The 24,081-nt window shown below is 66.9% G+C and carries 20 protein-coding genes and 2 pseudogenes; 11 read left to right on the top strand and 11 right to left on the bottom strand.

Going from position 1 to position 24,081, the window contains the following annotated elements:
- Window positions 1–356 precede the first annotated feature (356 nt).
- Window positions 357–1,190, top strand: coding sequence for a DUF5995 family protein (locus tag AWB95_RS16385; RefSeq protein ID WP_062540522.1), 834 nt, complete (start codon window positions 357–359; stop codon window positions 1,188–1,190).
- A 1-nt stretch (window position 1,191) separates the two neighbouring features.
- Here the strand turns inward: AWB95_RS16385 and AWB95_RS16380 are convergent, their stop codons facing one another.
- Together AWB95_RS16380 and AWB95_RS16375 are read right to left on the bottom strand one after the other, a co-directional pair.
- The gene (locus AWB95_RS16380; protein WP_062540521.1) at window positions 1,192–2,907 is read right to left on the bottom strand and encodes a hydroxysqualene dehydroxylase; all 1,716 of its coding nucleotides are present in this window, start codon (window positions 2,905–2,907) and stop codon (window positions 1,192–1,194) included.
- A complete protein-coding gene (locus AWB95_RS16375; RefSeq protein ID WP_085168412.1) occupies window positions 2,904–6,083 on the bottom strand; it encodes an adenylate/guanylate cyclase domain-containing protein in 3,180 nt (1,059 codons plus the stop codon). The genes AWB95_RS16380 and AWB95_RS16375 overlap by 4 nt, the downstream gene beginning before the upstream one ends.
- A gap of 132 nt (window positions 6,084–6,215) precedes the next feature.
- Between AWB95_RS16375 and AWB95_RS16370 the strand changes: the two genes are divergently transcribed.
- Window positions 6,216–7,016: a glycoside hydrolase family 16 protein gene (locus AWB95_RS16370; protein WP_062539940.1), complete on the top strand. Its 801-nt coding sequence runs from the start codon at window positions 6,216–6,218 to the stop codon at window positions 7,014–7,016.
- Here AWB95_RS16370 and AWB95_RS16365 read toward each other — a convergent pair.
- Window positions 6,991–9,051: an FUSC family protein gene (locus AWB95_RS16365; RefSeq protein ID WP_062539939.1), complete on the bottom strand. Its 2,061-nt coding sequence runs from the start codon at window positions 9,049–9,051 to the stop codon at window positions 6,991–6,993. The two genes, AWB95_RS16370 and AWB95_RS16365, sit on opposite strands and share 26 nt — an antisense overlap.
- Before the next feature lie 119 nt (window positions 9,052–9,170).
- Between AWB95_RS16365 and galT the strand changes: the two genes are divergently transcribed.
- From galT to AWB95_RS16345, 4 genes are all read left to right on the top strand, one after another.
- On the top strand, window positions 9,171–10,244 hold the full coding sequence (gene galT, locus AWB95_RS16360) for a galactose-1-phosphate uridylyltransferase (RefSeq protein ID WP_180275975.1): 1,074 nt from the start codon (window positions 9,171–9,173) through the stop codon (window positions 10,242–10,244).
- Window positions 10,241–11,332, top strand: a complete 1,092-nt coding sequence (locus tag AWB95_RS16355; RefSeq protein ID WP_062539936.1) for a galactokinase — start codon at window positions 10,241–10,243, stop codon at window positions 11,330–11,332. The genes galT and AWB95_RS16355 overlap by 4 nt, the downstream gene beginning before the upstream one ends.
- A 203-nt stretch (window positions 11,333–11,535) precedes the next feature.
- A complete protein-coding gene (locus AWB95_RS16350) occupies window positions 11,536–11,901 on the top strand; it encodes a hypothetical protein (RefSeq protein WP_062539935.1) in 366 nt (121 codons plus the stop codon).
- Window positions 11,902–12,016: 115 nt separating this feature from the next.
- Window positions 12,017–12,763, top strand: a complete 747-nt coding sequence (locus tag AWB95_RS16345) for a Mut7-C RNAse domain-containing protein (protein ID WP_062539934.1) — start codon at window positions 12,017–12,019, stop codon at window positions 12,761–12,763.
- Here AWB95_RS16345 and AWB95_RS16340 read toward each other — a convergent pair.
- From AWB95_RS16340 to AWB95_RS16330, 3 genes are all read right to left on the bottom strand, one after another.
- Window positions 12,760–13,239, bottom strand: a complete 480-nt coding sequence (locus tag AWB95_RS16340) for a hypothetical protein (protein ID WP_062539933.1) — start codon at window positions 13,237–13,239, stop codon at window positions 12,760–12,762. The two genes, AWB95_RS16345 and AWB95_RS16340, sit on opposite strands and share 4 nt — an antisense overlap.
- Before the next feature lie 66 nt (window positions 13,240–13,305).
- The gene (locus AWB95_RS16335; protein ID WP_099539565.1) at window positions 13,306–13,932 is read right to left on the bottom strand and encodes an RES family NAD+ phosphorylase; all 627 of its coding nucleotides are present in this window, start codon (window positions 13,930–13,932) and stop codon (window positions 13,306–13,308) included.
- A complete protein-coding gene (locus tag AWB95_RS16330; RefSeq protein ID WP_085168411.1) occupies window positions 13,925–14,440 on the bottom strand; it encodes a hypothetical protein in 516 nt (171 codons plus the stop codon). Before AWB95_RS16330 ends, AWB95_RS16335 begins: the two co-directional genes overlap by 8 nt.
- 66 nt (window positions 14,441–14,506) lie before the next feature.
- Here AWB95_RS16330 and AWB95_RS16325 point away from each other — a divergent pair, with 66 nt between their 5' ends.
- Complete coding sequence (locus AWB95_RS16325; RefSeq protein ID WP_085168410.1) at window positions 14,507–15,445, top strand: class I SAM-dependent methyltransferase; 939 nt, start codon at window positions 14,507–14,509, stop codon at window positions 15,443–15,445.
- Window positions 15,446–15,464: 19 nt separating this feature from the next.
- Here AWB95_RS16325 and AWB95_RS16320 read toward each other — a convergent pair whose 3' ends face one another.
- The 5 genes and pseudogenes from AWB95_RS16320 to tpx all read right to left on the bottom strand — a co-directional run bounded on the left by AWB95_RS16320 (window position 15,465) and on the right by tpx (window position 19,478).
- The gene (locus AWB95_RS16320; RefSeq protein WP_062540787.1) at window positions 15,465–15,716 is read right to left on the bottom strand and encodes a FitA-like ribbon-helix-helix domain-containing protein; all 252 of its coding nucleotides are present in this window, start codon (window positions 15,714–15,716) and stop codon (window positions 15,465–15,467) included.
- Window positions 15,717–15,754: 38 nt separating this feature from the next.
- Window positions 15,755–16,225 (bottom strand): annotated as a pseudogene (locus tag AWB95_RS16315) (hypothetical protein); the annotation flags it as partial.
- Window positions 16,222–16,470, bottom strand: a complete 249-nt coding sequence (locus AWB95_RS16310) for a hypothetical protein (protein ID WP_062540788.1) — start codon at window positions 16,468–16,470, stop codon at window positions 16,222–16,224. The pseudogene AWB95_RS16315 and the gene AWB95_RS16310, both read right to left, overlap by 4 nt.
- Window positions 16,471–16,574: 104 nt before the next feature.
- Entirely contained in the window at window positions 16,575–18,941 is a 2,367-nt protein-coding gene (locus AWB95_RS16305; RefSeq protein ID WP_085168409.1) for a lysylphosphatidylglycerol synthase transmembrane domain-containing protein, read from the bottom strand.
- A gap of 42 nt (window positions 18,942–18,983) precedes the next feature.
- The gene (gene tpx, locus AWB95_RS16300) at window positions 18,984–19,478 is read right to left on the bottom strand and encodes a thiol peroxidase (RefSeq protein ID WP_062539322.1); all 495 of its coding nucleotides are present in this window, start codon (window positions 19,476–19,478) and stop codon (window positions 18,984–18,986) included.
- Window positions 19,479–19,594: 116 nt separating this feature from the next.
- Between tpx and mntA the strand changes: the two genes are divergently transcribed.
- The 4 genes and pseudogenes from mntA to AWB95_RS16280 form a co-directional block, all read left to right on the top strand.
- On the top strand, window positions 19,595–19,975 hold the full coding sequence (gene mntA, locus AWB95_RS16295; RefSeq protein ID WP_099539564.1) for a type VII toxin-antitoxin system MntA family adenylyltransferase antitoxin: 381 nt from the start codon (window positions 19,595–19,597) through the stop codon (window positions 19,973–19,975).
- Window positions 19,965–20,384 carry a type VII toxin-antitoxin system HepT family RNase toxin gene (gene hepT, locus AWB95_RS16290; protein ID WP_062539324.1) on the top strand — a complete coding sequence of 140 codons (420 nt, stop codon included), beginning with the start codon at window positions 19,965–19,967 and terminating at the stop codon, window positions 20,382–20,384. Before mntA ends, hepT begins: the two co-directional genes overlap by 11 nt.
- A 129-nt stretch (window positions 20,385–20,513) precedes the next feature.
- The gene (locus AWB95_RS16285; protein WP_062539325.1) at window positions 20,514–21,392 is read left to right on the top strand and encodes a DMT family transporter; all 879 of its coding nucleotides are present in this window, start codon (window positions 20,514–20,516) and stop codon (window positions 21,390–21,392) included.
- An 81-nt stretch (window positions 21,393–21,473) separates the two neighbouring features.
- Window positions 21,474–23,768 (top strand): annotated as a pseudogene (locus AWB95_RS16280) (GH92 family glycosyl hydrolase); the annotation flags it as partial.
- Between the last annotated feature and the right edge of the window lie 313 nt (window positions 23,769–24,081).

The raw sequence follows: 24,081 nt of genomic DNA, 5'->3' as shown, positions 1-24,081 counted from the left end.
CACGAGCAGCGCCCGGGCCATATCTGCTAGCTCAGCAACATTCGCTGTCACGCCGCCGTTAGGTGCCGACTGCACGGGTGCTCGTCAGTCCGCCCGCAGATCGCCCGTAGTTGGTTTGGATGGTTACCGGAAGCTGCTCCAAACACAACGGGCTGACCAGCGGTTTTTTCCGCAAGCCGTCAAAGCTTGAACGTACAAACGGCCAGATACGCGGACTGTAAATCCGTCGGCGTATGCCTACCCAGGTTCGAATCCTGGACCTGCCATAGCTCGAGTATCCGGCTACCCTAGCCGGTCCTTGCTTTCGTTGAGAGAATCGTTTCCCCAGCTAGCGCAGCAAAGGAAACCCTCTCGACATGGCCGGTCGCGTGTTGCCATTGCAACGTCTGAACAAAGTCAAATCGATCGACGACGTCGTGGACAATCTCGATAAGGTCATCGCCTGGTCGATCAAAGCGCAGAGCACCATCGGCTACTTCGCTTCCTTGTACAAGCGCACCACGGTCGCGATTCGGGAAGCGGTCAAAGAGGGCAAGTTCGACGACCCACAGCGGATGCAGAAGTTCGACATCGTGTTCGCCCAGCGTTACTTCAATGCGTTGAACTCCTATTTCCACGTGCATCAATACGACGGGCTGACGCTTCCGTGGGAGGTGGCCTTCATCGGCCATACCGACAGCCAGGCCACGATGATTCAGCAGCTGATGGCGGCGATCAACGTACACATCGGTTTCGACCTGGGCATCGCCGCGGCCGAGGTCTCGCCCAACGCATTGAAGAGCCTGGCGCAGGACTTCAACCGGGTCAACGCCATCCTGGCCGGCCAGATCCCGGGCATGCTCGGCGTCGTCGACCAGCTTTCCCCGGAACTCCGCCGGATCCGCCGAGTGGTGCCGAACGAGATTTGGTTTATCAAACGGGTGCTCTTCAAATTCCGTGCTGCCGCTTGGGATTTCGCCACCGACCTCGCTCTGCATCCCGAAAATGCGAGAGGGACGAAAGTCAACCACGCATCGTGGACGGCCGCGATGGGCGCCTGGTATCTGCAACCGCCCGCGCGGATGACGCTGGTTCCCGTCCTCGTTCGCGTCGTCGGCAAACGTGAAAGCCGTGACGTTGCCGCCAACATAAGAGCGATCGCAGGAATCACGGACAAACCCGAGAAGGCGCTGGTTAGAGCCTTCCTGTGAGCTATTTGCGGCGCCCGGTATGCATGCGGCGCATGACGGCGAGCAGTCCGCGGGCCAGCGGGCCGCTGTGCACCGGTTTGCCGTCCGGCTTCACCCGGATGGGTGGCTTGGTGACGGGCCGGCCCAGCCGCCACCGCACCTGGTCCAATTTGCGAAATGGCGCCAGCACACCGGGTTCACGCAGCGTCCAGATCGGGCAGCGCGGAGCTGTCGAACCGGTTGCGTCGAGGATGCCGTTGACCGCGCGGCGCGCCGCCTCGTTGGCGGCCTCCATCGTCGCCAGATCGGTGTAGGTCCGGACGAAGTCGGCGGCGAGGAAGAGGTTGGGTATCCGGGTGACCGCGTCCGGCCGGTCCGCCCACGAGCCCTTGGTGTTGACGAGCAGTGGCTCGAGGTTGGCCGCCTTGGTCGGGTTCGGCGGCTGTATCGCGGGGTCGAGAAAGAAGCTGTGTACGTTGGCGGGATCCAGCGAGCCGTCGTCGATGGCGTCGACGAGCTCCCCCCACACTTCGGTCTGAATCTCGGCGGGGGAGCACTTCATTGCCGTCTTCTTGACATGCCGGCCCTTGCGTTTCCACTCCGAGATGTCGACCGACAGGATGCCCTGGACGCTGCCGTCGCCGCGCTGCGAGAGGTCGATGCCGGGCCAGAACTGAGCCTGCGAGATCGCGGTCAGCGCCCACTGCGAGTCGATGAAGATGGCGTGGCCCCGCACCAGCGGCACATCGCGGTACAGGTAGAACATCGCGCCGTTCATCCAGCGCACGACCAGTTGCGGCAGCGCGGCCAGCCGTGGCTCGGCCTCGCACAGGGCCGGCGAGACCAACGTGCGCAGTCGTTCGACCGGCAATGCCGCCACGTAGTGGTCTGCGACGACCCGCTCCGGGCCGCCCGCACCGCCAATGATGACGTGGGTTATCCGGCCGCTTGTGCAGTCGATCGCGGCGACCTGGCAGCCACTGCGCAGCTTCACACCCAACCCGGTCAGGTGCGCGATCCATGGGTCGATCCAGACCTCGCTCGTCGGACCGTCGAGCACCTGGTCCATCCGTCCGCCGCCGCGCACCAGGTCGTACATCAGCTGGCACAGGATCAATCCGCCGGTGCGCGCGGACATCTCGTGCGCCCGTGCGGCGACGAGAGTTCGGGTCATCCCGTCGGCCAGGAACTTTTGGAAAGCCGGTGACCGTTGCTCGGCACCCATGAAATCCCACCAGCTCACCAGCTCCCACTCGCCGAAGCGGCGCTCGTCGCAGGAACACAACAGCGTCAACAACCGGTCGAAGAACCAGGCAATTTCCGGAGGTGGGATGCCGAGCCCGACGCCGACTCCCCACATGAATCGGATCATCACCTCGACGTCGTCGAGCGACGACGGTCGTTCGGCAATTCCGATGAGCTCATTTCCATTGTTGGCCTGGGCCAACAGCATTCGCTTTGACGCGGTGAGATGGTCTGCGACGGTCCGGTTCTTGTAGGGGATTCGTGCCATGGTGTCCGGGATGTGGCGGTAAAAGCCTGGGAAGAACCGAAATCCGTGTTCGGCAGGCAGGTCATCGCGCTTACCGGTTCCCGAGCCCGGCACCGGCATCGAGCGGGCCTTACCGCCGAATGCGTCGCGCAGCTCGTAGACGGTGACGTCGAATCCGCGTTGAGCGAGTTCGTGCGCGGCCGTCAGCCCACCGATTCCACCGCCCAGCACCGCCACCGATGTCATGACAGGATCTCTTCCGCCCGGGCGTATTCCGGCCAACGGGCGTCACCGGGAAAGCGGCCGACGACATCGGCCAGCGCTGACCTGTCACCCTCACCCAACAGGTCGAAACCATCGAGGAGGCACCGCAATTCGAACAACACTGCACCTTGCCGACGTGCCAACTCGAGCGCGCCGGCCAGGGCCTCGCGGCGCGGTTGCGGCTCGGTGAACGTGTGTGCCAGGAGGCGCCTGAGCTCGGCGTCCTGAAAGTGCATTCCGGTTTCTTCCGCGTGGCGCAGCGCCGTCTGCAACCGCTCGCGCGCCTTGTCCGGTTGGCCCGCGGCAATGAGCAGGCGGCCGATAACCGCGTCGTGGAAAGTCAGGTACAGGTTGAGGTGCATCAGGCGCGACCCGTCCACCCACCACGACAGTCGCTCAGCGCTGGCCGTCAACGTAGCCGGGTCGGCGCCGGCGCTGAGCGCGGCGAGCGCCTTGACGGTCGCATGTTCGGCCGCGCCGACCGCTCGCCACAAGTCCAGCCCCGTCCGATCGCTCAGTGTGCGGAGCTCGACCGCCTGCGTGGCGGCCCGCTCAATCTGGCCGGCCTCCAGGCAGACCCACGTCGCCGTGTAGTACGTGTGGGCCCGGTTGGAGGCGTTCTGCGGAAATTCCAGGGCATCGCAACGCCGGAACGACTCGGCCAGCTCCGTGTCGGCGCGATCCAGGTCGCCGGACAGCACATTCGTCAGCGCCAAGTAGGTGTGTGCCGAGGAGATCGGGTCGTCGGCAAGCCACCACGCATGAGCAAGCTCCTGCGGATCCGCCGCCGAGCGATCCGCCAAGGCCAGTTGGAACTGCCTGCGGGCGGCCGCGAAATCGCCCTCCAGCCATTTGACCGATCCCAGCGTGGACGCGATCGCCGGGTAACACCACCGCCAGTGCCGCGGGAGGTGGCTCGACAGTGATTCGAGCAGTTCGTTGGCTCGGCGCAGGTCTGCCCGCGGCACGTAGTAGCCGATCAGCGCAGCCATCGTGAGGAAGAGCTCTTCCTCGTGCCTGCCCCTACTCGCCAATTCCAGGCAGCGTTCCAAGTCGGCGGGTCCCTCGCCGCTCATGCTGCCCTGCACGGCGCCGGCCAGAAATCCGCGCTCCAGCCGGATACCGATCTCCGTGCGATCCCGCCCGTGCCCTGCTGGACAGCAGGTCAGCTGCTCGAGTGCGTTGGTCAGGCATGTGAGCGCCTCCGCGGCGGCACCGCGGCGACGGGCGTCGATGGATGCCTTTTGGTAGGCGGCGACGGCCTCATCGTGCTGCTGGGCCTGCTCGAAATGGCTTGCGACCACACGCCAATCCGGTTCGACGGTGGCCGCCGCGTCGACCAGCGCGCGGGCGGTGCGAGCGTGCAGCTCGCGGCGCAGCGACGGCGGGGCCAACTCGGCGGCCACCTCGCGGAGCAGCTCGTGGCGAAATCGCCAGCCGTCGTTTCCGATGAGTTCGAGCACCCGCGCGCGTACGAGTTCGGCGGCGATTTCGTCGACGTCCTTGGCGTCGCGGCCGACCACGGCGCGAAGCAAGGCGATGTCGCCGGCGCGCCCGATGACGGCGGCCGCTTCCGCGACCGGCACCACGTCGGCGTGCGGGCGATGCAGCCTGGCGAACAGCGACTCGTACAACGCCTCGGGCACCCCGACCTCGGCGTCGAGTTCGCCGACCACGTGTTCGAGGTAGAACGGCACACCGTCACACCGGCTGCGCACCGCTACCCGCTGCGCATCGTTGAGCTCGGGTTCCAACGCATCGATCAGCGCATCGGACTGCTCGTCGGTCAACGGGGCAAGGTCGAAAAGCGTTACCGGCCAATCGGATTGCATCCAACCGTCCTCGCGCCCGGTCAGGACTACCAGCAGGCGGCCGTCGGCGGTGCCCAGCAGCGCGGTGATCAGTTCCAGGGTGGACGGGTCGAACCAGTGCAGGTCCTCGGCGACCACCAATCCCGGTTGGTCACCGATGCAGGCCAGCACGTACTGCCGGACGGCCGCGCCGATGGACTCGTAGAGGGTGCGGCCTTCCGCGGCCGCCGGCTGATAACCGTGCTCGGGGCCAACGCCCAGCACCGGCGCCAGCAGTGGCGCTGTGCTTTCGGGATCCATTGCGCGGGCGGCTAATTCGTTTTCCAATAGCCGGAGCCGCTCCGCGCCGTCGGTGAGCCGGGTGATGCCGCAGTGCCGCTGCAACAGCATTCGCACCGGGTGCAGGCCGCTGTCGGTATGCAGCGGCGAGCCGATCAGCTCGACGATCGGCGCGCCCGAGGCGCGGGCCAATGCGACGGCCTCGCCGGCGAGCCGGGTCTTGCCGATTCCGGGCTCGCCGCGGAATGCGACGCCGGGAGTGGTCAGCACGCCGTCGCAGGCCCGCTGCCAGCTCTGCTGCAGCCAGTCGCGTTCCCGGTCCCGGCCGATCAGCGGCAGCGGGCGCAGCGGCGGGGCGGCCGGCCGCTCGGCGACCACCCGATGGTGGGGGATCAGGCCGTCGACGCCTTTCACCGCAGCCGGTGGGCGGGCGGTGAGCTCGAACGCGTCGCGCACCAACGGCGCGACGGCATCGGATACCGCGACGGTGCCCGGGTCGGCCAGACCGGAGATGCGGGCCGTCAGATTGGCGGCGAATCCGTAGACGTCGTCCTGGCCGGTGTCGAGGTAGACCAGGCCGCGGTGGATGCCGACCCGCACACTGATCGGGGCCCCGAACTTGCGGCTGGCCTGCTCGCTGAGCCGTGCCACCGCCCGGGTGATGTCGAGTCCGGCGGCGATGGCGCGGCGCAGGTCGTCCTCGTGTGCCTTGGGGTGGCCGAATACCGCCAGCAGTCCGTCGCCCTTGATCGAGCAGATATGGCCCTCGTACCGGTCGATGAGCCGGGACACCTCGTCGCGGTAGCGGCCGACCAACGTCCGGTAGGTCTCCGGTTCCAGCCGGGTGGACAGCAGCGTCGAATCCACCAGATCGGCGAACATGATTGTGAGGCGTCGGATTTCGCCGTATCGGTCGGGAGCGGCGAGCAGGTCCTCGGCCTCCGGATTGCCGTGGTCGACGCACAGGACCTGTCCGGCAAGGGTGGTCGCGGTCGCGCGGTCGCCCGCGTTGATGGCCCGCACTGCGCGGTCCAGCAAATCGTCGATCGCGGTATTAGATGGGCTCACATGCGCCTCCGGCCCCCGAAGGCTCCCCTGGGTGCCTAAGGGTACGCGTGTGACCAGCGATGTTCAGCAAATCGACACAAGTGGAGTAGGCGTCTACCCGCTTCACGGTCGGCCGGTACTCGAATGGGTAGTCTGCCTGAGATGGACCGACGCAGCATGATGTTGATGACGGGATTCGGCCTGCTGACCGCCGCCGTTCCCGTTCCCACGGCCAGCGCCGCGCCACCCGCGGCATCCGCAAACTACCTGTTCCACGACGAGTTCGACGGCCCGGCCGGCTCGGCGCCCGACCGGTCGAAGTGGACGGTGGCGCGGGCCCGCGAGTCGATGAAGGACCCGACGTACTGGGAACGGCCGGAAAACGTCGGCCAGTACCGCGACGACCGCAAAAACGTGTTCCTCGACGGCAATTCGAACCTGGTGCTGCGCGCCGCAAAAGAGGGCAACACCTTTTACAGCGGCAAGGTGCAAAGTTCGTGGCGCGGCGGCATCGGGCACACCTGGGAAGCCCGGATCAAGCTCAACTGCCTGACCGCCGGTTGCTGGCCCGCGTTCTGGCTGGGCAACGACAACAACGGCGAGATCGACGTCATGGAGTGGTACGGCAACGGCAGCTGGCCGTCGGCCACCACGGTGCACACCAAGGCGAACGGCGCCGAGTGGGCGACGCACAACATCGCGCTGGACAGCGGGTGGCACACCTGGCGGTGCCAATGGGACGACGCCGGTATGCGGTTCTGGCAGGACTACACCGACGGCGCGGCGCCGTACTTCACCGTCCCGGCGCGCTCGATCGCGGACTGGCCGTTCAACGACCCCGGCTACCAGGTGTTTCCGGTGCTCAACCTGGCCGTTGCCGGGTCAGGCGGCGGCGACCCCGGCCCGGGCAGCTACCCGGCCGAGATGCTCATCGACTGGCTACGGGTCTGGTAGCAGCGTCGTCGGCACCCAGTTCGACGGCCGCGGTCACGACAGCCCGGTCGATCTGACGCAGCGCGTGGAGGGCGGCGAGCAGGCTGGGGCGCTCGTTTTCACGAGCCAGGGTTTCGGCGGCGTCGAGGTAGTCGGTGGCGGGCGCTACGTTTGTTGCGGTGCCGTCGCGGGTGGCGTCCAGCGCGTCGATATTGCGGCGGACCTGCGCGGCAGCTGCGCTCACGGCATCGGCCAGCGCGGACGGCGCGTCGTCGTACGGTGCGCTGTTGCGGGCCAGGGTCCGCGCGTAGTGGTCGCAGGCGGAGAGCATGCGGAGGCCGCGACGGATACTGCGGCGCCCGGAGAGGCCGGCGACCCCGGCCATCATCGGCTTGGCCGTGACTCGGTACTGCTGCAGGTTGCGGTCGAGTTGACGGGCCAGGTCTGTCGGGTTGCCCTCGGCCTTTCCGAGCAGCGACGACACGGACGCTTCGATCAGGGCAGACAGCGTCGTCAAGAAGGCGTGGGCGTCGTCGCGGATGGCGCTTCGGGTGTCGGTCGGCAGCACCAGGATCGCGACCGCGGCGCCGATCACCGCGCCGATCGCGGTCTCCTCGATGCGCAGCAACAGCAGGTGGACGGTGAACTGACCGAGCAGGCCGTACAGCAACGCCAGCATCGTGGTGATCCAGAAGATCATCATGCTGTAGGCGATCTTCATGACATAGAGGGCGCAGAACAGGCACACGAAGATCAGGACCAGCGACGCGGCGCGGTCGCCGGAGACCAGCGTGGCGATCAGCACGCCGCTCGGCACACCGAGCGCGGTGCCGAGCAGCCGCTGCCAGCCCTTGGTGAGGGTTTCGCCCCAGGAGTTGGTGCCGGCGAAGATCACGAACGCAGCGATCACCGCCCAATACCAGCGCGCCGGGGATACCGCTTCGCCGACGACGATCGCCAACGATGCGGCGACGGCGACCTGAATGGCCTGCCGGGTGGTTGGCCGCAGACCGGGTTCGGGCGGTTCCGTGTCGGGCGGCGTCGGCGCTCTGCTTTCCTGGTGCTCGATGCGCGCGCGAACTTCGGAAGTGGCTGTGGTCGTTGCGATTACCGCCATCGCGAGGCGCCTGATTGGGCCGGGTGGCCGCTGGTCGAGCATCCGCTGAGCCATGGTCGCGGCCTGTTCGAGCCCGCCGCGGTCGGGCAGGCGGATGGCAGTGGCCAGCTGGGTGAGCGCCGCGGCCGCTTCGGCACGGTCCGTGGCCGGAATGTCGGCCATCGCGGCTCGCGCCCCGGCGGTGGCGACTCGCTCGACGGTGAGTTCGGCGTCGAACAGCCACAGCGCCAGCTGCTCGCCGGTGATGCCGGGCAGCGTCGCGGGGTTGACCTTGTCTTCGATCTGGCTCTGGACCATCAGCGCGGTCTCGTTGAGCCGGGCGATCCGGGCCCGTAGCCGGCGGCGCCGTCGCTCGTCGAGCCGCCCGGCCCGGACTGCCTCTGCAGTGGTGTCGACGACGATGGCCATCCGCGCCCGCAGGGAGCGCAGGGTTGCCGACAGCACGCGTTCGGGCCGATCGGGCAGCACATAGGTGGCGAAGACAAAGCTGCACAGCGTGCCCACCAGCACGGCCCCGATCAGCCAGGGCAGCTCAGCAGTCGTGGCCCGCAGAAACAACGTGAAGAAGTAGGCCATGAACATGACCATGCCCAGCGCCCGTCCGCGCGGGCCGAAGCGGCGGATGTAGACCGCGGCGAACACCACCACCACGAACACGATGTCGCTTACCAGCTTGTGTGGCGCCAGCAGCGTGCCGGCGGAGATGGCCACCGCGGCGGGCGGCGGAAGCAGCGCCATCGTGATTTTCTGCTGACGAGGGTCGGGCTCGTTGACGGACCGCGCCGCGACCATCGTGATCAGCACGCCGAGCAGGGCGACGGTCACCGGCTGGCCGGTGGCCTTGGCCAGCAGGAACAGGATCGCCAGCGCGCACCCAAGCGCGGCCGTCGTCCGGGTGGCCATCCGCAGCCGGAGCGCCCCGGGGTCGGATCCGATCAGCCAGTTCAGGGCTCGCTCGAACCGACCGCGCACCTGTGACCGCCTCCTTCTGCCTTCCTCATCGTTACTGCACTGTGGCGCCGTGGTCCAAACGCGGCGGTCGATTAGTCTTCGACATCGTGACGGCGCCGACCCGGGCGAAGCTGGCCGACGGCCGCGACCTGCTGTTCTTCTCGTTGCCCGGTCACACGCCGGCGCCGGTTGTAGACCGCCGGCCGCTGCCCGAGCGTGACCCGCGCCAGTCGCAGTTGCGGTTCGACCGGACGACCGGGCAGTGGGTGATCGTCGCGGCGCTGCGCCAGGACCGCACCTACAAGCCGCCCGCCGACCAGTGTCCACTGTGCCCGGGCCCGACCGGTCTTACCAGCGAGGTGCCCGCGCCCGAGTACGACGTCGTGGTTTTCGAGAACCGGTTCCCGAGCCTGTGCGGGAGTGGGGAGCTTCAGGTGCCCGACGGGATCGTGCCGGTGCCCGGCTACGGCCGCTGCGAGGTGATCTGCTTTTCGTCCGATCACACCGGTTCGTTTTGCGACCTGGACTCAGCGCACGCCCGGCTGGTCGTGGACGCGTGGCGGCATCGCACGGTCGACTTGATGGCCGAGCCGGGTGTGGAGCAGGTGTTCTGCTTCGAGAACCGCGGCGAGGAAATCGGGGTGACGCTGAGCCACCCGCACGGTCAGATCTACGGCTATCCGTATCTGACGCCGCGGACCGCCACCATGCTGGAGCAGGCGCGTGTGCATCGAAACCGGTGTGGCCGCAACCTGTTTGAAGATCTGCTGGCGGGCGAGGTCGCCGACGGCAGTCGTGTCGTTGCGCGCACCACGTCGTTCACGGCGTTCGTGCCGTTTGCCGCACGCTGGCCGGTGGAGGTGCACATCTACCCGAATCGGTTCGTGCACAACCTCGGTGATCTCTCTGACGTTGAACTGGACGATTTTGCACAGATCTATCTCGACCTGCTGCGGCGATTCGACCGGCTGTATTCCGCTCCGCTGCCGTATATGTCGGCGCTGCACCAGTACACCGACACCGACGCGCAGCGGGAGGGCTACTTTCACGTCGAGCTGATGTCGATCCGGCGCAGCGCCACCGCGTTGAAATACCTGGCGGCCTCCGAGTCGGCGATGGACGCGTTCATCAGCGACGTGATGCCGGAAGCCGTCGCGCAGCGGTTGCGAGAACTCGGGTGACCGTCCGATACGCCGCGCCCGGGCGGATCAACCTGATCGGCGAACACACCGATTACAACCTCGGATTCGCGCTGCCGATCGCGCTGCCGCAGCGCACCACGGTGACGTTCGAACCCTCGGATGCCCGTGCGATTACCGTGCGCAGCGACCGGATGGACGGCTCGGTGCGGATTCCGCTCGACACCGCTCCCGGTGAGGTGACGGGCTGGGCCGGCTATGTGGCCGGGGTGGTGTGGGCGTTGCGCTGCGCCGGCTACTCGGTGCCCGGCGGCGCGATATCGGTGAGCAGTGACGTCGAGATCGGGTCGGGCCTGTCGTCGTCGGCGGCGCTGGAGTGCGCGGTACTGGGCGCGCTGGTGTCGGCCGCCGGTGTGTGCGTCGACCGCATCTCGCAGGCGCGGCTGGCTCAGCGCGCGGAGAACGAATACGTTGGCGCGCCAACGGGTTTGCTCGACCAGTTGGCTGCGCTGTTCGGTGAGCCGGCGACGGCTTTGCTGATCGACTTTCGCGACCTGACCGTGCGGCCGGTGCGGTTCGATCCCGAGGCCGCGGGGGTTGCGCTGTTGTTGGTCGACTCTCGGGCGCGGCATACCCACGCCGGCGGCGAGTATGCGGCCCGTCGTGCGTCGTGCGAACGGGCGGCCGCCGCGGTGGGGGTGTCGTCGCTGCGAGAGGTTTCTGACGTGTCGGCGCTGGCGGCTGTCGGCGATGCGGTCGATGCGCGTCGTGCCCGGCACGTGCTGACGGAGAACCAGCGGGTGTTGGATTTCGTTGCGGCGCTGGGCGACTCGGATTTTTCCGAGGCGGGGCGCATCTTCACCGCGTCGCATGCCTCGATGCGGGACGACTTCGAAATCACCACGGAGCACATCGATGTGATCGCCGACGCGGCGGTGGGCGCGGGCGCGCTCGGGGCGCGGATGACCGGTGGCGGGTTCGGTGGCTGTGTGATCGCGTTGGTTCCGGTTGAGCGGGTGGATGCCGTCGCTTCCGCGGTACGAGGGGCGGTGCACGAAGCGGGGTACGAGCAGCCGGTGATTACCCGGACGTATGCGGCACAAGGCGCCGGAGTCCCACGCGTCACATGAGTCACCGGCGAGAAGGGATGCACGATGTGCCCTCCTCCTAGCGACAAACCGGGGTTTGACGGGCTCAGCCGGTGACCGAGTCGTCACACCAGACACTCAAAGCTGGTGCGCCCCATCTGTTACCGCAGATTCGGCCATTTCGGGGTGCCCGGCTATCAGCGACAACGACTGGAGTTGTCGGTGGCAGCTGCGAGGGTTCGATGATGAATGAACCGTTGCAGCTGCGGGGTACCGAACTCCGCTATGTACTGACATGGCATTTGGCCCTGCACGGGCCGGCAACCATTACCGAGTTGGCCGAGGCGCTCAGGTGGCACGGCTTTGCCGTGAGCGGGCGCGCGTCGAAGGCGATCTCGGATGCCTTGCGCTGGGAGATGGGATACGGCCGCGTGCGCCGGCTCGGCCGCGGTCGCTATGGCCCCGGCGGAATGCCGCGCAGCACTGAATACCGGATCCACAAGCGGGTGCTGGCGTTGCGCGACAAAGCCAAGTTGTCGCTGATAGCCGGGCAGGCCGAAACCGCCCTTTTCGGGACCACTGGTGTGCTTGGCGAGTCACCAGTGGCGTAGGTGAGCAATTCGCGCGCGTCGACGAGCGTCGTACCGGCGGTTGTCGCTGCGAGGCGGGCACATCGACGTCCACCTATTCTTGTGCCCCGCGATCCCGCGGGGAGAGCATGGAGCAATGGCCGGCTACGTAGACGTCCGGGCATACGCCGAGCTGAACGAGTTCCTGGGGCCCGAGTCCCGCGGCGTGACGGTGCGCCGCCCGTTCCGGTCGCACCAGACGGTCAAGGACATCCTCGAGGCGATGGGCGTGCCGCACACCGAGGTCGACCTGATCCTCGTCAACGGGGATCCGGTCGGGTTCGCGCACCGCCCGGCGGTGGGCGACCGCATCGCCGCCTACCCGATGTTCGAGGCGCTCGACGTCGGGTCGACGGCCCAGCTGCGGCCGGTGCCGCTACGGGAGCCGCGTTTCGTCGTCGACGTCAACCTCGGCCGGTTGGCGCGGCTGCTGCGCGTGCTCGGCTTCGACGTGTGGTGGTCGAATGACGCCGACGACCAGACCCTGACCGATATCAGCCTGAGCCGACAGCGAATCCTGCTGACCCGCGACCGCGGTCTGCTGAAGCGACGCACGATCACCCATGGTCTGTTCGTGTACTCGGAGCACGCCGAGGAGCAGACGCTGGAGGTGATCCGGCGACTGGACTTGGCGCAACGGTTGGCGCCGCTGACCCGATGCCTGCGCTGCAATGGCCCGCTGGTCACGGTTTCCAAGGACGAGGTAATCGAGGACCTGGAACCGCTAACAAGGCGCTATTACAACGATTTTCGACGCTGCGCGGATTGTGGCCGGATCTACTGGCCCGGGTCGCATCACACCGGATTGGTCCGGCTGGTCGAGCGGCTGCGCGAGCAGCTTTAAGCGGGAGTCAACCGAATCGCGGCCAGATTGAGCCGATCCACCGCTTCGGTGAAGGCCTCGACCGACGGGATCTCGCCATCGCGGAACTTCAATCCCATTGCGCGCTGTGGGTCTTTGCCCGGAGATGACTGCGCACAGCGGCGGTAGAGATCTGCGATGACCACCGGGTCTTCGACGAGCTCGCCACGCATCGTGCTGGTCTTGCCGTCGTGGAGAACCTGCGCCTGAGCACCGCCGCGGAAGTTCCACTTCCAGCCCGAGTCGGTCAGCGCATACAGGTCATTGCCGAGCCGGTGTGCAGTCAAGGGAATTGAATACTGGCGACCGGTCTTTCGTCCCGTGAAGCTCAACAACATCAGCTGCTTGCGGGCCGCCCCAACGGGAAGACGCAGCAAGAGCCGGACGACCGGGTTGATGACACGGAGCACTGCCGTCGGGTGGTGAGAAACCGTGATCGCGGGTGACTGTTCGGCCATGCCAATACCGTAAGTACGGGGCGCCGGTTTGGCTATACATGGTGCCGATGGTCTGCCTACACGGCACTAGCCGCCGATATCCCAGCCGACGGTAAACCCATGGCGCAGCACAAGTTCGGTAAGAACGTCGGTGCGCTCGGCCAATGTCGATGACGAGGTGGTGAACGCGTCGAGGGCGAAGAAGGCGTAGTTGATCGATGTCTCCGGGGTGGTGCGCGGCCGGTATACGATGGCGTCGAGAGCGTCGGGCCCGGTCCACCATCGCCGCACCGCATCGGCCAGCCGATGACACGTGCCCCACACGTCGGGGTGCTGGCCGGTGTTGATCTGGTCGTCGACGTGCAGGACATCCAGGTTCGCCTCGGTGCGCAGGTCGAGCACCCTCAGATGCCGGACCGCGACCAGCCGCACCAGATAGTGCGCCGCATGGTCGGCGGGAATCATCAGTCCCGTCGGCCGGTAGCGCTCGCGGAACGCGCCGACGAGTGTGCTTGTGGCATAGCGGGTTCGGAACGCGCCAGACTCCGGATCGAAGCGAAAGCGCGGGGTGGGGAACCCGTCCCATGTCCACTCCGCCGGCGCGGCAGCCTCCACGCGCCACAGTTCGGTGCCCGCCTCGACGCGTCGACGGCGCAGCCCGACGGGCCGGGCCTCGGGCAGCGGCGCCCGGTAACCGTCGGGAAGGTCAGGCACCGACGGCGGCGAGCATCCGCCACGCGGTCTCGGCGGTCTTCGGGCGGCGCAGCGCCTCGGCGATCGACGAGCCGCCGAGCTCGTCGTGCTTTAGCCGCATGATCCGGTCGGCGGCCAGCGGATCTGATGTGAACCGCACCAGCAACTCCAGGATCCGCGGCAGATCCGTCCGCAGCCGATCGTCGTCGAATTGCCAAGCCGGGAACCATGTTTGGTTGCCGACAGCAGAACCGATCAGTTTGCCTCGGCTGCGCAGCCGGTGCACTGCCTGCGGCGATTTCAGCCCCAGCCGGGCTTGCACGGCCGGCGTCGGCAGCGAGCCGTCGACGAACTCGTGTACCAGGGCGCCGCGACGCTCGTCGTTGAGGCTGCGCGCGGCGATGCGTTCCAGCGTCCCCTGGGGGGCGGTCGGTGCGTCCAGGATGGCGTCGAGCACCTCGGCGAACCCGGAATCCTTCTGGGCGCGCTCGGCGACCTGGCGGACAAGCGGGGCAACGGCAGTGGGCATGCCCTAATACTACCATCGATTGAAACAATTGAAACACTCACAGGAAGCTCGCGTACGGTCGAGGCCATGGCACGAACCGACAACGACACCTGGGACATCACCGAAAGCGTGGGCGCGACGGCGCTGGGCGTGGCGGCGGCCCGCGCCGCTGACACCGAGAGCGAGGACCCGCTGATCAACGACCCGTTCGCGCGGGTCTTCCTCGACGCGGCCGGCGAGGGCATGTGGAATTGGTTCGCGGGGCCCGAGTTGCCCCCCGAGATCGTCGAGGCCGAGCCTGACCTGCCGCTGCGGATGCGGTCAATGCGCAACTACATGGCCTCGCGCACAGCGTTTTTCGACGAGTTCTTCCTTGCGGCCACCAAGGCCGGGGCGCGCCAGGCGGTGATCTTGGCGGCCGGCCTCGATTCGCGTGCATGGCGCTTGGCGTGGCCGGACGGGACGACGGTGTACGAACTCGACCAGCCCAAGGTGCTGGACTTCAAGTCGTCGACGCTGCAGCAGCACGGCGCCGAGCCGACGGCCAAGCTGGTCAATGTCGCCGTCGACCTGCGCCAGGATTGGCCGAAGGCATTGCAGGACGCGGGTTTTGACCCGTCGGCGCCCAGCGTCTGGTCGGCCGAGGGGCTGCTGCCGTTTTTGCCGGCAGCCGCCCAGGATCTGCTCTTCGAGCGGGTGACCGCGCTCAGCGCACCCGGCAGCCGTATCGCCGTGGAGGCGCATGGCCCCGGTTTCAACGACCCGGAGGTTCATGCGCGCCAGCGTGAGCAGATGCAGCGCATCCGCGATCTCGCGGCCAGGCTGGGCGAGCATCGCGACATTCCCGACGTGCAGGACCTGTGGTACCTCGAGGACCGCGCCGACGTCGGCGACTGGCTGCGCGACCACGGCTGGGAGGTCTCGGTGGTCCCGGCCGAGGAGTTGATGGCCAGTTACCGCCGCCCGCCCGCCGACATCGAGGACTCGTCGCCGCGCAGTCTGTTTGTGTCCGCGCAGCGGTTGTAGGAATTGGCAACGCCGATAATCATTGCAGGCTGACCGGCTGAATTCGTGTTCTCTCGCGCTGCCCAAAGACGGCAAACTCCTCATCGGTGAGTTTGGCCTCGCGACCAATGTCGGCAAGTACGGAACCAAACTTGCTGCGCCGCTCTGGCTTTACCGCTTCTGTCAAGATGGCGCGCGCCTCGGCTTCCATACTGCGGCCCTGCCGGGCGGCGCGCAGTTTAAGCGCGCGGTGCACCTCTGCGGGCAAGTTGCGCACTGTGATAACCGGCATCGCATCTCCAATCGGCAGGCAATTTGCTGTTAATGCACCCCGGCGCGGGGCCTGCCGGGATTTCGTTTCCACTCTTGCGCGAACTTCCGTATCGCTGCCGCGTCCCAAACTGCGCCACCACGCAGCTCAGCTAAAGGGGCGGGGAACGCAGTTAATTCACGCAACTGGTGTACCCGCTGACGCGACACTCTCAGTTCCTCGGCGATCTCCGTCGCGGACATTAGCTCGGGCATAGTCGGTGCCTCAGCTCGACGCCGCCACTCAGTTTCCCGCAAGATTTCCATGCCGACCGGCTCAGCATTTACGACATGGGCGACCTTGCTTGCTGCCTTCGCGGCCGCATCTAACACGCCAAGTGATCCCGGAGCATATACAGTCACGTCAATGCCACGGCCCGGAATGCGTGCGACCGATCCGTCGACCGTGCTGAGGTTGCTCTCCCAGCGGTCCATCGTTTCCATCGATGGGTCGAGATCGAAAGTGAGTGAGATAACCCAATCGGCGGTCACGTCACTCCTCTCTTGCGCTGTGTGCGTTGTTCTTTCTTGCTGGGTGCAGGCCACGTCAGTCCGGCCTTTTTCAGCTTTGCCAGCAGGTCGTGCATCCGTCGGCGCGGGTTGCTCGGTGTCGCCGGGTACGCAGCCACGTAATTGCCGTGCGGGTCATGAAAGCGGGTATAGCCCTTGCTATCGTCCTCGACTCGCCAGCCTTGCGACACTGCCCACTTGGCGATGTGGTGAATGTCGCTGTTCACAATGCCCATTCTCTTGCGTATTGTCAAGAATTAAGGCGGAGCACCCGCGATGACGCTACTGAGGCGGGGTGTCCCGCGCACTTCACCGGCGGTTGTAGTCGCCCTCAGATCATTTCGTTGTCGGTCAGCCAGCGCATCACTGGCCAGCCGATGAAAACCGGTAGCCAGCACGTCAACACCCGGTACAGCAGCACCGACGGCACCCCGACGGCCGCGGGGACGCCGAAGGCGGCCAGCCCACCGATCAGTGCGGCTTCGACGGCGCCGACGCCGCCGGGAGTGGGGGCGGCCGAGGCGAGGGTGCCGCCGACCATCGTCACCACGGTGACGGTGACGAACGTCGTGGTCCCACCGAACGCTTCGACGCTGGCCCACAGTGCCAGCGCCGCGCCGAGAGTTGTTCCGGCGCAACCGAGTACGATCAGCCCGAGGCGCTGCGGTTCGCGCGCGAGCTCGACGAGGTCGCGGGAAACTTCGGCAAGCTTCGGGCGCACCGCGGTCGCCAGCCAGCGCCGCAGCGTAGGCACGAACAAGAACGCGCCGACAATGCCCAGCGCCACACCGGCGATCAGATACAACACCGTCGCCCTCGGAACGAAGTGCGACAGGTCGGTTCCCGCGCCCGCGGCGGTGCTGAAGATGATCAGCAACACGACGTGCACGATCACCTGAACCGACTGCTGCAGCGCCACCGCCGTGGTGGCACGCAGAGCGCTGAGCCCGCCCTTCTGCAGAAAGCGGGTGCTGAGCGCGAGCCCCCCGACCCCGGCCGGGGTCGTGGTGGCGGCAAAGGTGTTGGCCACCTGCATGATTGACAGCCTGACGAAGCTCACCGATCCGTCGGCGCAGGCCCACAGCGCGGCGGCCGCACCCACATACGTCAGCGCCGAGACCGCCAGCCCCAGCAGCGCCCACCACCAGTTGGCGGTCTTCAGCTCCGAGAAGAACGTCGGCACCGTGCTGATGAACGGGTAGGCGACGTAGACGAGCGCAACGAGGAGCACCAGTTGGATGAGCTGGCCGCGGGTGAACCGGGTGATCGTTTCGGCCTGGATCTGATCGGCCCCGGTTTGGCGCTTCACCTCTGCGCGGCTGTCGGCGATGACTTTCCGCGCGTCGGGCACCGAGTCCCGGATGCGTTTGGGCACAGCAGTTTTGGTGAGTCGGCGCGACGCGGTCAGTACGGCGTCTTTGCCGAAGGTGTCGATGGCCGCGGCCACCGCGGACTGCGGGTCGTAGAGCGACGAGGTTGTCACCAGCAGTTGAGCGATGTCGGATTGCAGTTGGGCGTCGGTGGCACCGTATTCGGCGCTGCCGTAGCCGCCGAACAGCACAGTGCCGTCGTTGACCGTGATCTCTTTGCTGCGCAAGTCGCCGTGGGAGATCTGCTGATCATGCAGCCGCCGCAACGATTCCCATACCCGGGTGACCGGCGTCGTCGTCGCGCATTCGGTGATCGGTTTACCGCGAACGGGCTTGTGCGCGTAGAGCGTCCATCCGCGCTCGAGGGACGCGACGGCAACCGTCGAGGTGTTTGCCACACCGGCCGCGCCGATCGCAATGGCCATCAAAGCGCGATGCTCGACGGCGCGGCGCATCGAGGCGTGCAGGGGCGCGGTCTCGGTGCCGCGCAGACGGAGCTTGCGCCACAGTTGGCGCAGCGCGCCGCCGCTTCGCTGGTGCGGGCCGTACAGCTCGATCACCGCGGGATCGTGCGATTGGGCCGAAAGGAGCAGCGGCCCAGGCCCGGCCGGCCGGATCACCGTCAGCGCGGACACGACGAAGCCGCGGCGGGCCAGCGCGCGGACCGCGCCGTCGAGCGGCACCTCCAGCGCGGGTGTCCCGACGACCAGGACCACCAAGGCGCCCACGAACCACCCCGCCGCCAGCCCCAGCAGGGCGCGGGCCGGCACGATCGCGCTGACCACGAGATGGATCGGCACGAAGGCCAGCAGCAGTGTCCACCACCAGCGTCGCCAGCGCGCGGGCAGCCAGGGACCCGACACGGTGAGCACCGCGGCGAGCATCCCGATCCACCGCGGGTCGTCGAGGAACTGCGACAGCATCGTGGACAGCCGGTCGGAGAGGTCGAAGTGCCACCGCGGCGCGGCAATGCCCTTGCCGCTGATCGACAGCGCAAGGATCGCAAGGATGCCGGCGGCCGCGTAGGCGCCGAGCAGCTTCCACTGCCGGGCGACGATCAGCCCGATCAAGATCACGAACGGCAGCGCCAGGATCGCGATGCCGTAGATCAGGTACACCAGATTGGACTGGGCGGGGGTGAGCACCCCGACGATCTGCGAGATCGACTTCTCCAGCGCGACCCACTGGGTGCGGGTGATCAGCGAGCTGGTGATCACCGTCGCCAGGAACAGCGCCGCCAGGATGAGCCGCAGGATGTCGTTGGTGCGGCGGGTCAGCGGTTGCAGCAGGCTGCCGGAAACGGCGACCTCGCGCCCGTCGACTCGCATGGTCCAACAACTTAACCGGGCGTGTGACGCCCGGCAGACCGATTAGCTCAGCGCGCCCAGCGCCGCGTCGTAGTTGGGCTCCTGGGCGATCTCGGGCACCAGCTCGGTGTGCGCGACCTTGCCGTCCGCGTCGATCACCACGACGGCCCGCCCCAGCAGCCCGGCCATCGGGCCGTCGGTGAGGGTGACGCCGTAGTCGTCGCCGAAGCTGCCGCGGAACGCCGATGCGGTGGTGACGTTCTCGATGCCCTCGGCGCCGCAGAACCGCTGCTGGGCAAATGGCAGGTCCTTGGAGACGCACAGCACGGAAAGACCGCTTCCGGCGGCGCGCTCGTTGAAGGTGCGAACGCTGGTCGCGCAGACCGGGGTGTCGATGGACGGAAAGATGTTGAGTAGCAAAGGCTTACCACGGAACTGGTCGCTGCTGACCGCGCCGAGGTCGGTGCCGGTCAGCGTGAAGTCCGGCGCCGGCGAGCCGACGGCCGGCAGCTCGCCGACGGTGTTGATGGGGTTTCCGCGCAACGTGATCTGTGCCATGGCGACCAGTCTGCCAAGCGGTGCGGATCACCCTGGGAGGCGGGTGGTCGTTCCACGGAACTCGCCATGACCGCATCCTTAGCGTGCGGCCGGGCAGCGATGAGACAATTGCCCACGTGAGCGATGTCGCAGAGCGAACCGCCGAGGCCAGCGAGGCGCTGCGGCGACACGGCGCGGTGTTCGCCTACCTGCATGGCAGCCGTGCCGACAACTCGGCTCGGCCAACCTCCGACATCGACATCGCTGCGTACTTCGGCGCGCAGCAACCTGAGGCGTTCGAGATTATGTTGCCCAGCGGTGTTGACCTCCTGGTCCTGGACAATGCTCCCCTTGAACTTGCGGGCCGCGTCGCGATGCGCGGAAAACTTCTTTTCGAGACCGATCGCGCGAGGCGAGTGGCTTGGGAAGCGACGACCCGCAAGATCTACCTCGATGAACTGCCGAGAATCACAAGGGCACACCGCGAGTTCGCTGAAGCGGTGCGTCGTGGTCGATGAGACTCGAGTCTTGCGGCTGCTGCGGGGCGTCACCGACGACTTGGCAATACTGCATCGAGAATCGGCGGCCGACGACGCTCGGCGTGCGGACCCGATTTGGCTGCGCGGCATCAAGTACACGTTCGTAACAGCGATTGAGGCGTGCATCGACATCGCGCAGCACATCTGTGCCGCGGAGGGTTGGGGCCCGCCGGCCGACAACGGCGACGCGATGCGTCTGCTCGGCAGGCATGGTGTCCTCGCGGCTGACCTGGCCGAACCGCTGCGCAAAGCTGTTGGCTTTCGAAGCGTTCTCGTCCACGAATATGTCGAGGTGTCGGACGAGGTCGTGATCGCCCGGCTTGGCGACGTCGGCGACCTTGAGGGCTTCGTCAAGCAAATAGCCGCACTCGTCACCGACGTGTCCTAGCCTGGCGACGCCGGGCCGTCCAGTCCGCCGGATGTCGAGAATTGTGGTGACGAGCGCAGCATCCCTGCGCGACAAGGATTTTCAGCATTGGGGTGTGTAGCCAACCGACCTGCCTTCTAAGGTCGGTGTGTGCTGATCGGGTTACTGCTCGCTCTGGGCTGCTCGCTGTGTTACGGCACGGCGACGGTGTTGCAGGCCGTGGCGACGCGATCGGTGGAAGTCGGCAGCGGCTCGGGTGTCGACGCTGTGTTGCTGTTGCGCGCCGTTCGGCAGTGGCGCTACCTGGCGGGCTTCGGGCTTGACGGCCTCGGCTTTCTGTTGCAAGTGGTGGCGCTGCGCCTGGTGCCGATCTACGTCGTCGCTGCGGCGATAGCGGCCTCGCTGGCGGTCACGGCCATCGTGGCGGCGTGGCTGCTGTCGGCGCGGCTGTCATCAACCGAGTGGGCGGCCGTGGGCGTCGTCTGTGTGGGGCTCGCGATGCTCGGGTTCGCGGCCGGACCGGAGAGCTCCCGGCACGGCCCGGCCGGACTCGCATGGGGGCTACTGGGCGTGGTCGTCGCGATATTTCTCGCCGGCGTCGCGGGAGGCCGATTGGGCGACCGCTCGCGCGCGCTGGCGCTGGGGGTCGGCGCCGGATGCGGTTTCGGTGTCGTCGAGGTCGGCGTGCGCCTGGTCGATCCCATCGATCCCACCAAAGCGACGTTCTACGGCAATCCGGCGCTGTACGCGGTGCTCGCCGGCGGGGCGGCAGGGTTTCTCTTGCTGACGTCTGCCCTCAACCGCGGATCGGTGACAACGGCCGTCGCCGGAATGGTCGTGGGAGAAACGATCGGGCCTGCGCTGGTCGGAGTGGTTTGGCTGGGTGACCGCACTCGCGGCGGCCTCGGCTGGATGGTTTTCGCGGGATTCGCCATAGCAGTTGCCGGAGCACTGGTACTGGCCCGATTCGGTGAAGCACCTGATTCTGAACCTGCGAAAAAGCAGCCGGCGCAGCCGAATATTGCCTGAAATATCCGCGCCAGCGGCGCGCGGGCTGCAGGTAAGGCCGAAAACCCCCCGGTCGTGACACGTATGCAGTAAGAGACAGCTATGCGGTCACGAAGGGCCATCGCCGCGCTGGCGGTTGTCTGCCTGACGGTATGGCCGACGCCGATGGTGCACGCCGAAGAGGCCGCCTTCGTCGCGAACCCGGTCGAGCACGTCGACACGCTCGACGGCACCGGGACGGGCAACGAGACGTGGGGAGAGATCAACAACTTCCCGGGTGCCTCGGTGCCGTTCGGCATGGTGCAGTACTCGCCGGACACCACCGACACCTACGCCGGCTACGACCACGACAACGACCGCTCCACCGGCTTTTCCATGACCCACGCCTCGGTGGGCTGCGCGGCGTTCGGCGACCTCCCGATGCTGCCGACGACGACGCCGATCGGCGCGCAGCCCTGGTACGCCTGGGAGACGATCGCCCACGACGACACCGAGATCGGGGTGCCCGGCTACTACACGGTGCGGTTTCCCGATACCGGAGTGACGGCGGAGCTGACCGCCACCACTCGCACCGGTGTGGGCCGGTTCAGCTATCCCGACGACGGTCGGCCCGCACTGTTCCATGTGCGGTCCGGTGGGTCGCTGGCGGGCAATTACGCGGCGAGCATCCAGCTCGGCGCGGACAACACCACGATCACCGGCTCGGCGACCACCGGAGCATTCTGCGGCAGGGACAACACTTACACGGTGTACTTCGCGATGAGGTTCAGCCAGCCGTTCACGTCGTTCGGCACTTGGGACGGCGAATCGGTCTTCGCTGGTGCCCGGCAAGCGGATTCGTGGAGCAGCGGCGGGTACGTGGAGTTTCCGGCCGGCTCGGTGATCGAGGTGCGGACCGCGCTGTCGTATGTGAGCGTCGAGGGGGCGCGGGCCAACCTGGCCGCCGAGAGTGGCGGGAGTTTCGAGGATGTGCGTGCTGCCGCGTCGAGCGAGTGGAACGCCGTGCTGTCGCGGGTGGCGGTGGCGGGCAGCAATAGCGCCGACATCGAGACCTTCTATACCTCGCTGTATCGATCGCTGTTGCATCCCAACACGTTCAACGACGCGGACGGACGCTACCTCGGTTTCGACGGCGTGGTGCATACCGTGGCCACCGGGCACACGCGGTACGCGAACTTCTCGGATTGGGACACCTACCGCTGTCTGGCCGCATTGCAGGCGCTGCTGTTCCCGGATCGGGCCAGCGACATGGCACAGTCGCTGGTGAATGACGCCGAGCAGAGCGGATCGCTGCCTCGCTGGGCGCTGGCGAATTCGGCGACCGGCGAGATGACAGGGGACAACGTGGTGCCGCTCATCGCGAGCCTGTATGCGTTCGGCGCCAAGGACTTCGACACCAAAAGGGCGCTGTACTACATGGTGAAGGGCGCGACCGACGGGGGTGTGGGGCGGGGCGGCTATATGGAGCGGCCGGGAATCGCCAGCTACCTGGAGCATGGCTACGCGCCGCAGACCGAAGAGTTCCGCGGCGATCACGGGATCGATGGGGCCTCGATCACGCTGGAGTGGTCGGTGGACGACTTCGCTATCTCACGAATCGCGGATGCGTTGGGCGAGAAGGCGATTGGAGCCGAATTCCTGCGCCGGGGACAGTTCTGGCAGAACCTGTTCAACCCGGCCACGGGTCGCATCACGCCGCGGGGCGACGACGGGGCATTCCTCGACAACCCCGGGTTCACCGGGCCGACGTCAGACCTTGGGGAGGACGGATTCGACGAGGGCAACTCCGAGCAGTACCTGTGGATGGTGCCGCAGAACATCGCCGGGCTGGTGAACGCGTTGGGCGGTCGGGAGGCGGTGGCCGAGCGGCTGGACCGGTTCACGACGGGGCTCAACGCGGGCCCCGACGAGCCGAATCTGTGGCTCGGCAACGAGCCGAACTTCGGGGTGCCGTGGCTGTACAACTACGTCGGTCAACCGTGGAAAACCCAGGAGACGGTCGACCGGGTGCGCCGCGAACTGTTCGGCCCTACGCCGGGCGGTGAGCCGGGCAACGACGACCTCGGCGCAATGTCGAGCTGGTACGTCTGGGCCGCTCTGGGCCTGTATCCGATTACTCCGGGCACCGCGCTTCTCACGGCGAACACCCCGTTGTTCGATCGCGTCGAGATTCGGCTTCCTGCAGACAAATTCATCCGAATCTCGGCGCCGGGCGCATCGAGCGGGCTGAAGTACATCGATGGGCTGAGCGTCGACGGCCGGCCCACCGATCAGACGTATCTGCCGGAGTCGTTCGTGCGGACTGGCGGCGACATCACCTTTTCACTCTCCGCGATCCGCAACATCCTGTGGGGCTTCGCCGAGTCCTCCGCACCACCGTCATTCGGTGCGGAAAGTTAACGTCTGCCCCGACGGCGTCGCCTGCACGGCGCGGTATGTATCGCCGTGTCGAGATCCGCGCTTGTTTGCCACAGATGCGGCCCAGCGTTGCCGAACCCCACCTCCAGCGGCGGCGCCGACGGGGCGTCGCTGTGAGTTGATTGGAAGTGAAACTAACGGAGCCGACACGCGCACGCAGATGGTTAATTCCGGATGCGGACTTAAACGCCGCCGGTTCGGTCCATCCCAACCCAGCCCCGCACAGAGGTGCTGGTCCCCATTCGATCGGGAGCCCTATTTATGTACCGGAATCCGACGCGAAGCCGGCGCC

Origin of the sequence: Mycobacterium celatum (genome assembly GCF_002101595.1) — a bacterium.
GTDB lineage: Bacteria > Actinomycetota > Actinomycetes > Mycobacteriales > Mycobacteriaceae > Mycobacterium > Mycobacterium celatum.
This window is presented reverse-complemented; position numbering and strand designations above follow the sequence as displayed.

Coding starts and splice junctions, on each gene's coding strand:
- AWB95_RS16380 (WP_062540521.1), bottom strand. CDS start 2,907: ATGACATCGGTGGCGGTGCTGGGCGGTGGAATCGGTGGGCTGACGGCC.
- AWB95_RS16340 (WP_062539933.1), bottom strand. CDS start 13,239: ATGGCCGAACAGTCACCCGCGATCACGGTTTCTCACCACCCGACGGCA.
- AWB95_RS16320 (WP_062540787.1), bottom strand. CDS start 15,716: ATGCCGGTTATCACAGTGCGCAACTTGCCCGCAGAGGTGCACCGCGCG.
- AWB95_RS16385 (WP_062540522.1), top strand. CDS start 357: ATGGCCGGTCGCGTGTTGCCATTGCAACGTCTGAACAAAGTCAAATCG.
- AWB95_RS16305 (WP_085168409.1), bottom strand. CDS start 18,941: ATGCGAGTCGACGGGCGCGAGGTCGCCGTTTCCGGCAGCCTGCTGCAA.
- AWB95_RS16330 (WP_085168411.1), bottom strand. CDS start 14,440: ATGCCCACTGCCGTTGCCCCGCTTGTCCGCCAGGTCGCCGAGCGCGCC.
- AWB95_RS16325 (WP_085168410.1), top strand. CDS start 14,507: ATGGCACGAACCGACAACGACACCTGGGACATCACCGAAAGCGTGGGC.
- tpx (WP_062539322.1), bottom strand. CDS start 19,478: ATGGCACAGATCACGTTGCGCGGAAACCCCATCAACACCGTCGGCGAG.
- AWB95_RS16350 (WP_062539935.1), top strand. CDS start 11,536: ATGAATGAACCGTTGCAGCTGCGGGGTACCGAACTCCGCTATGTACTG.
- AWB95_RS16345 (WP_062539934.1), top strand. CDS start 12,017: ATGGCCGGCTACGTAGACGTCCGGGCATACGCCGAGCTGAACGAGTTC.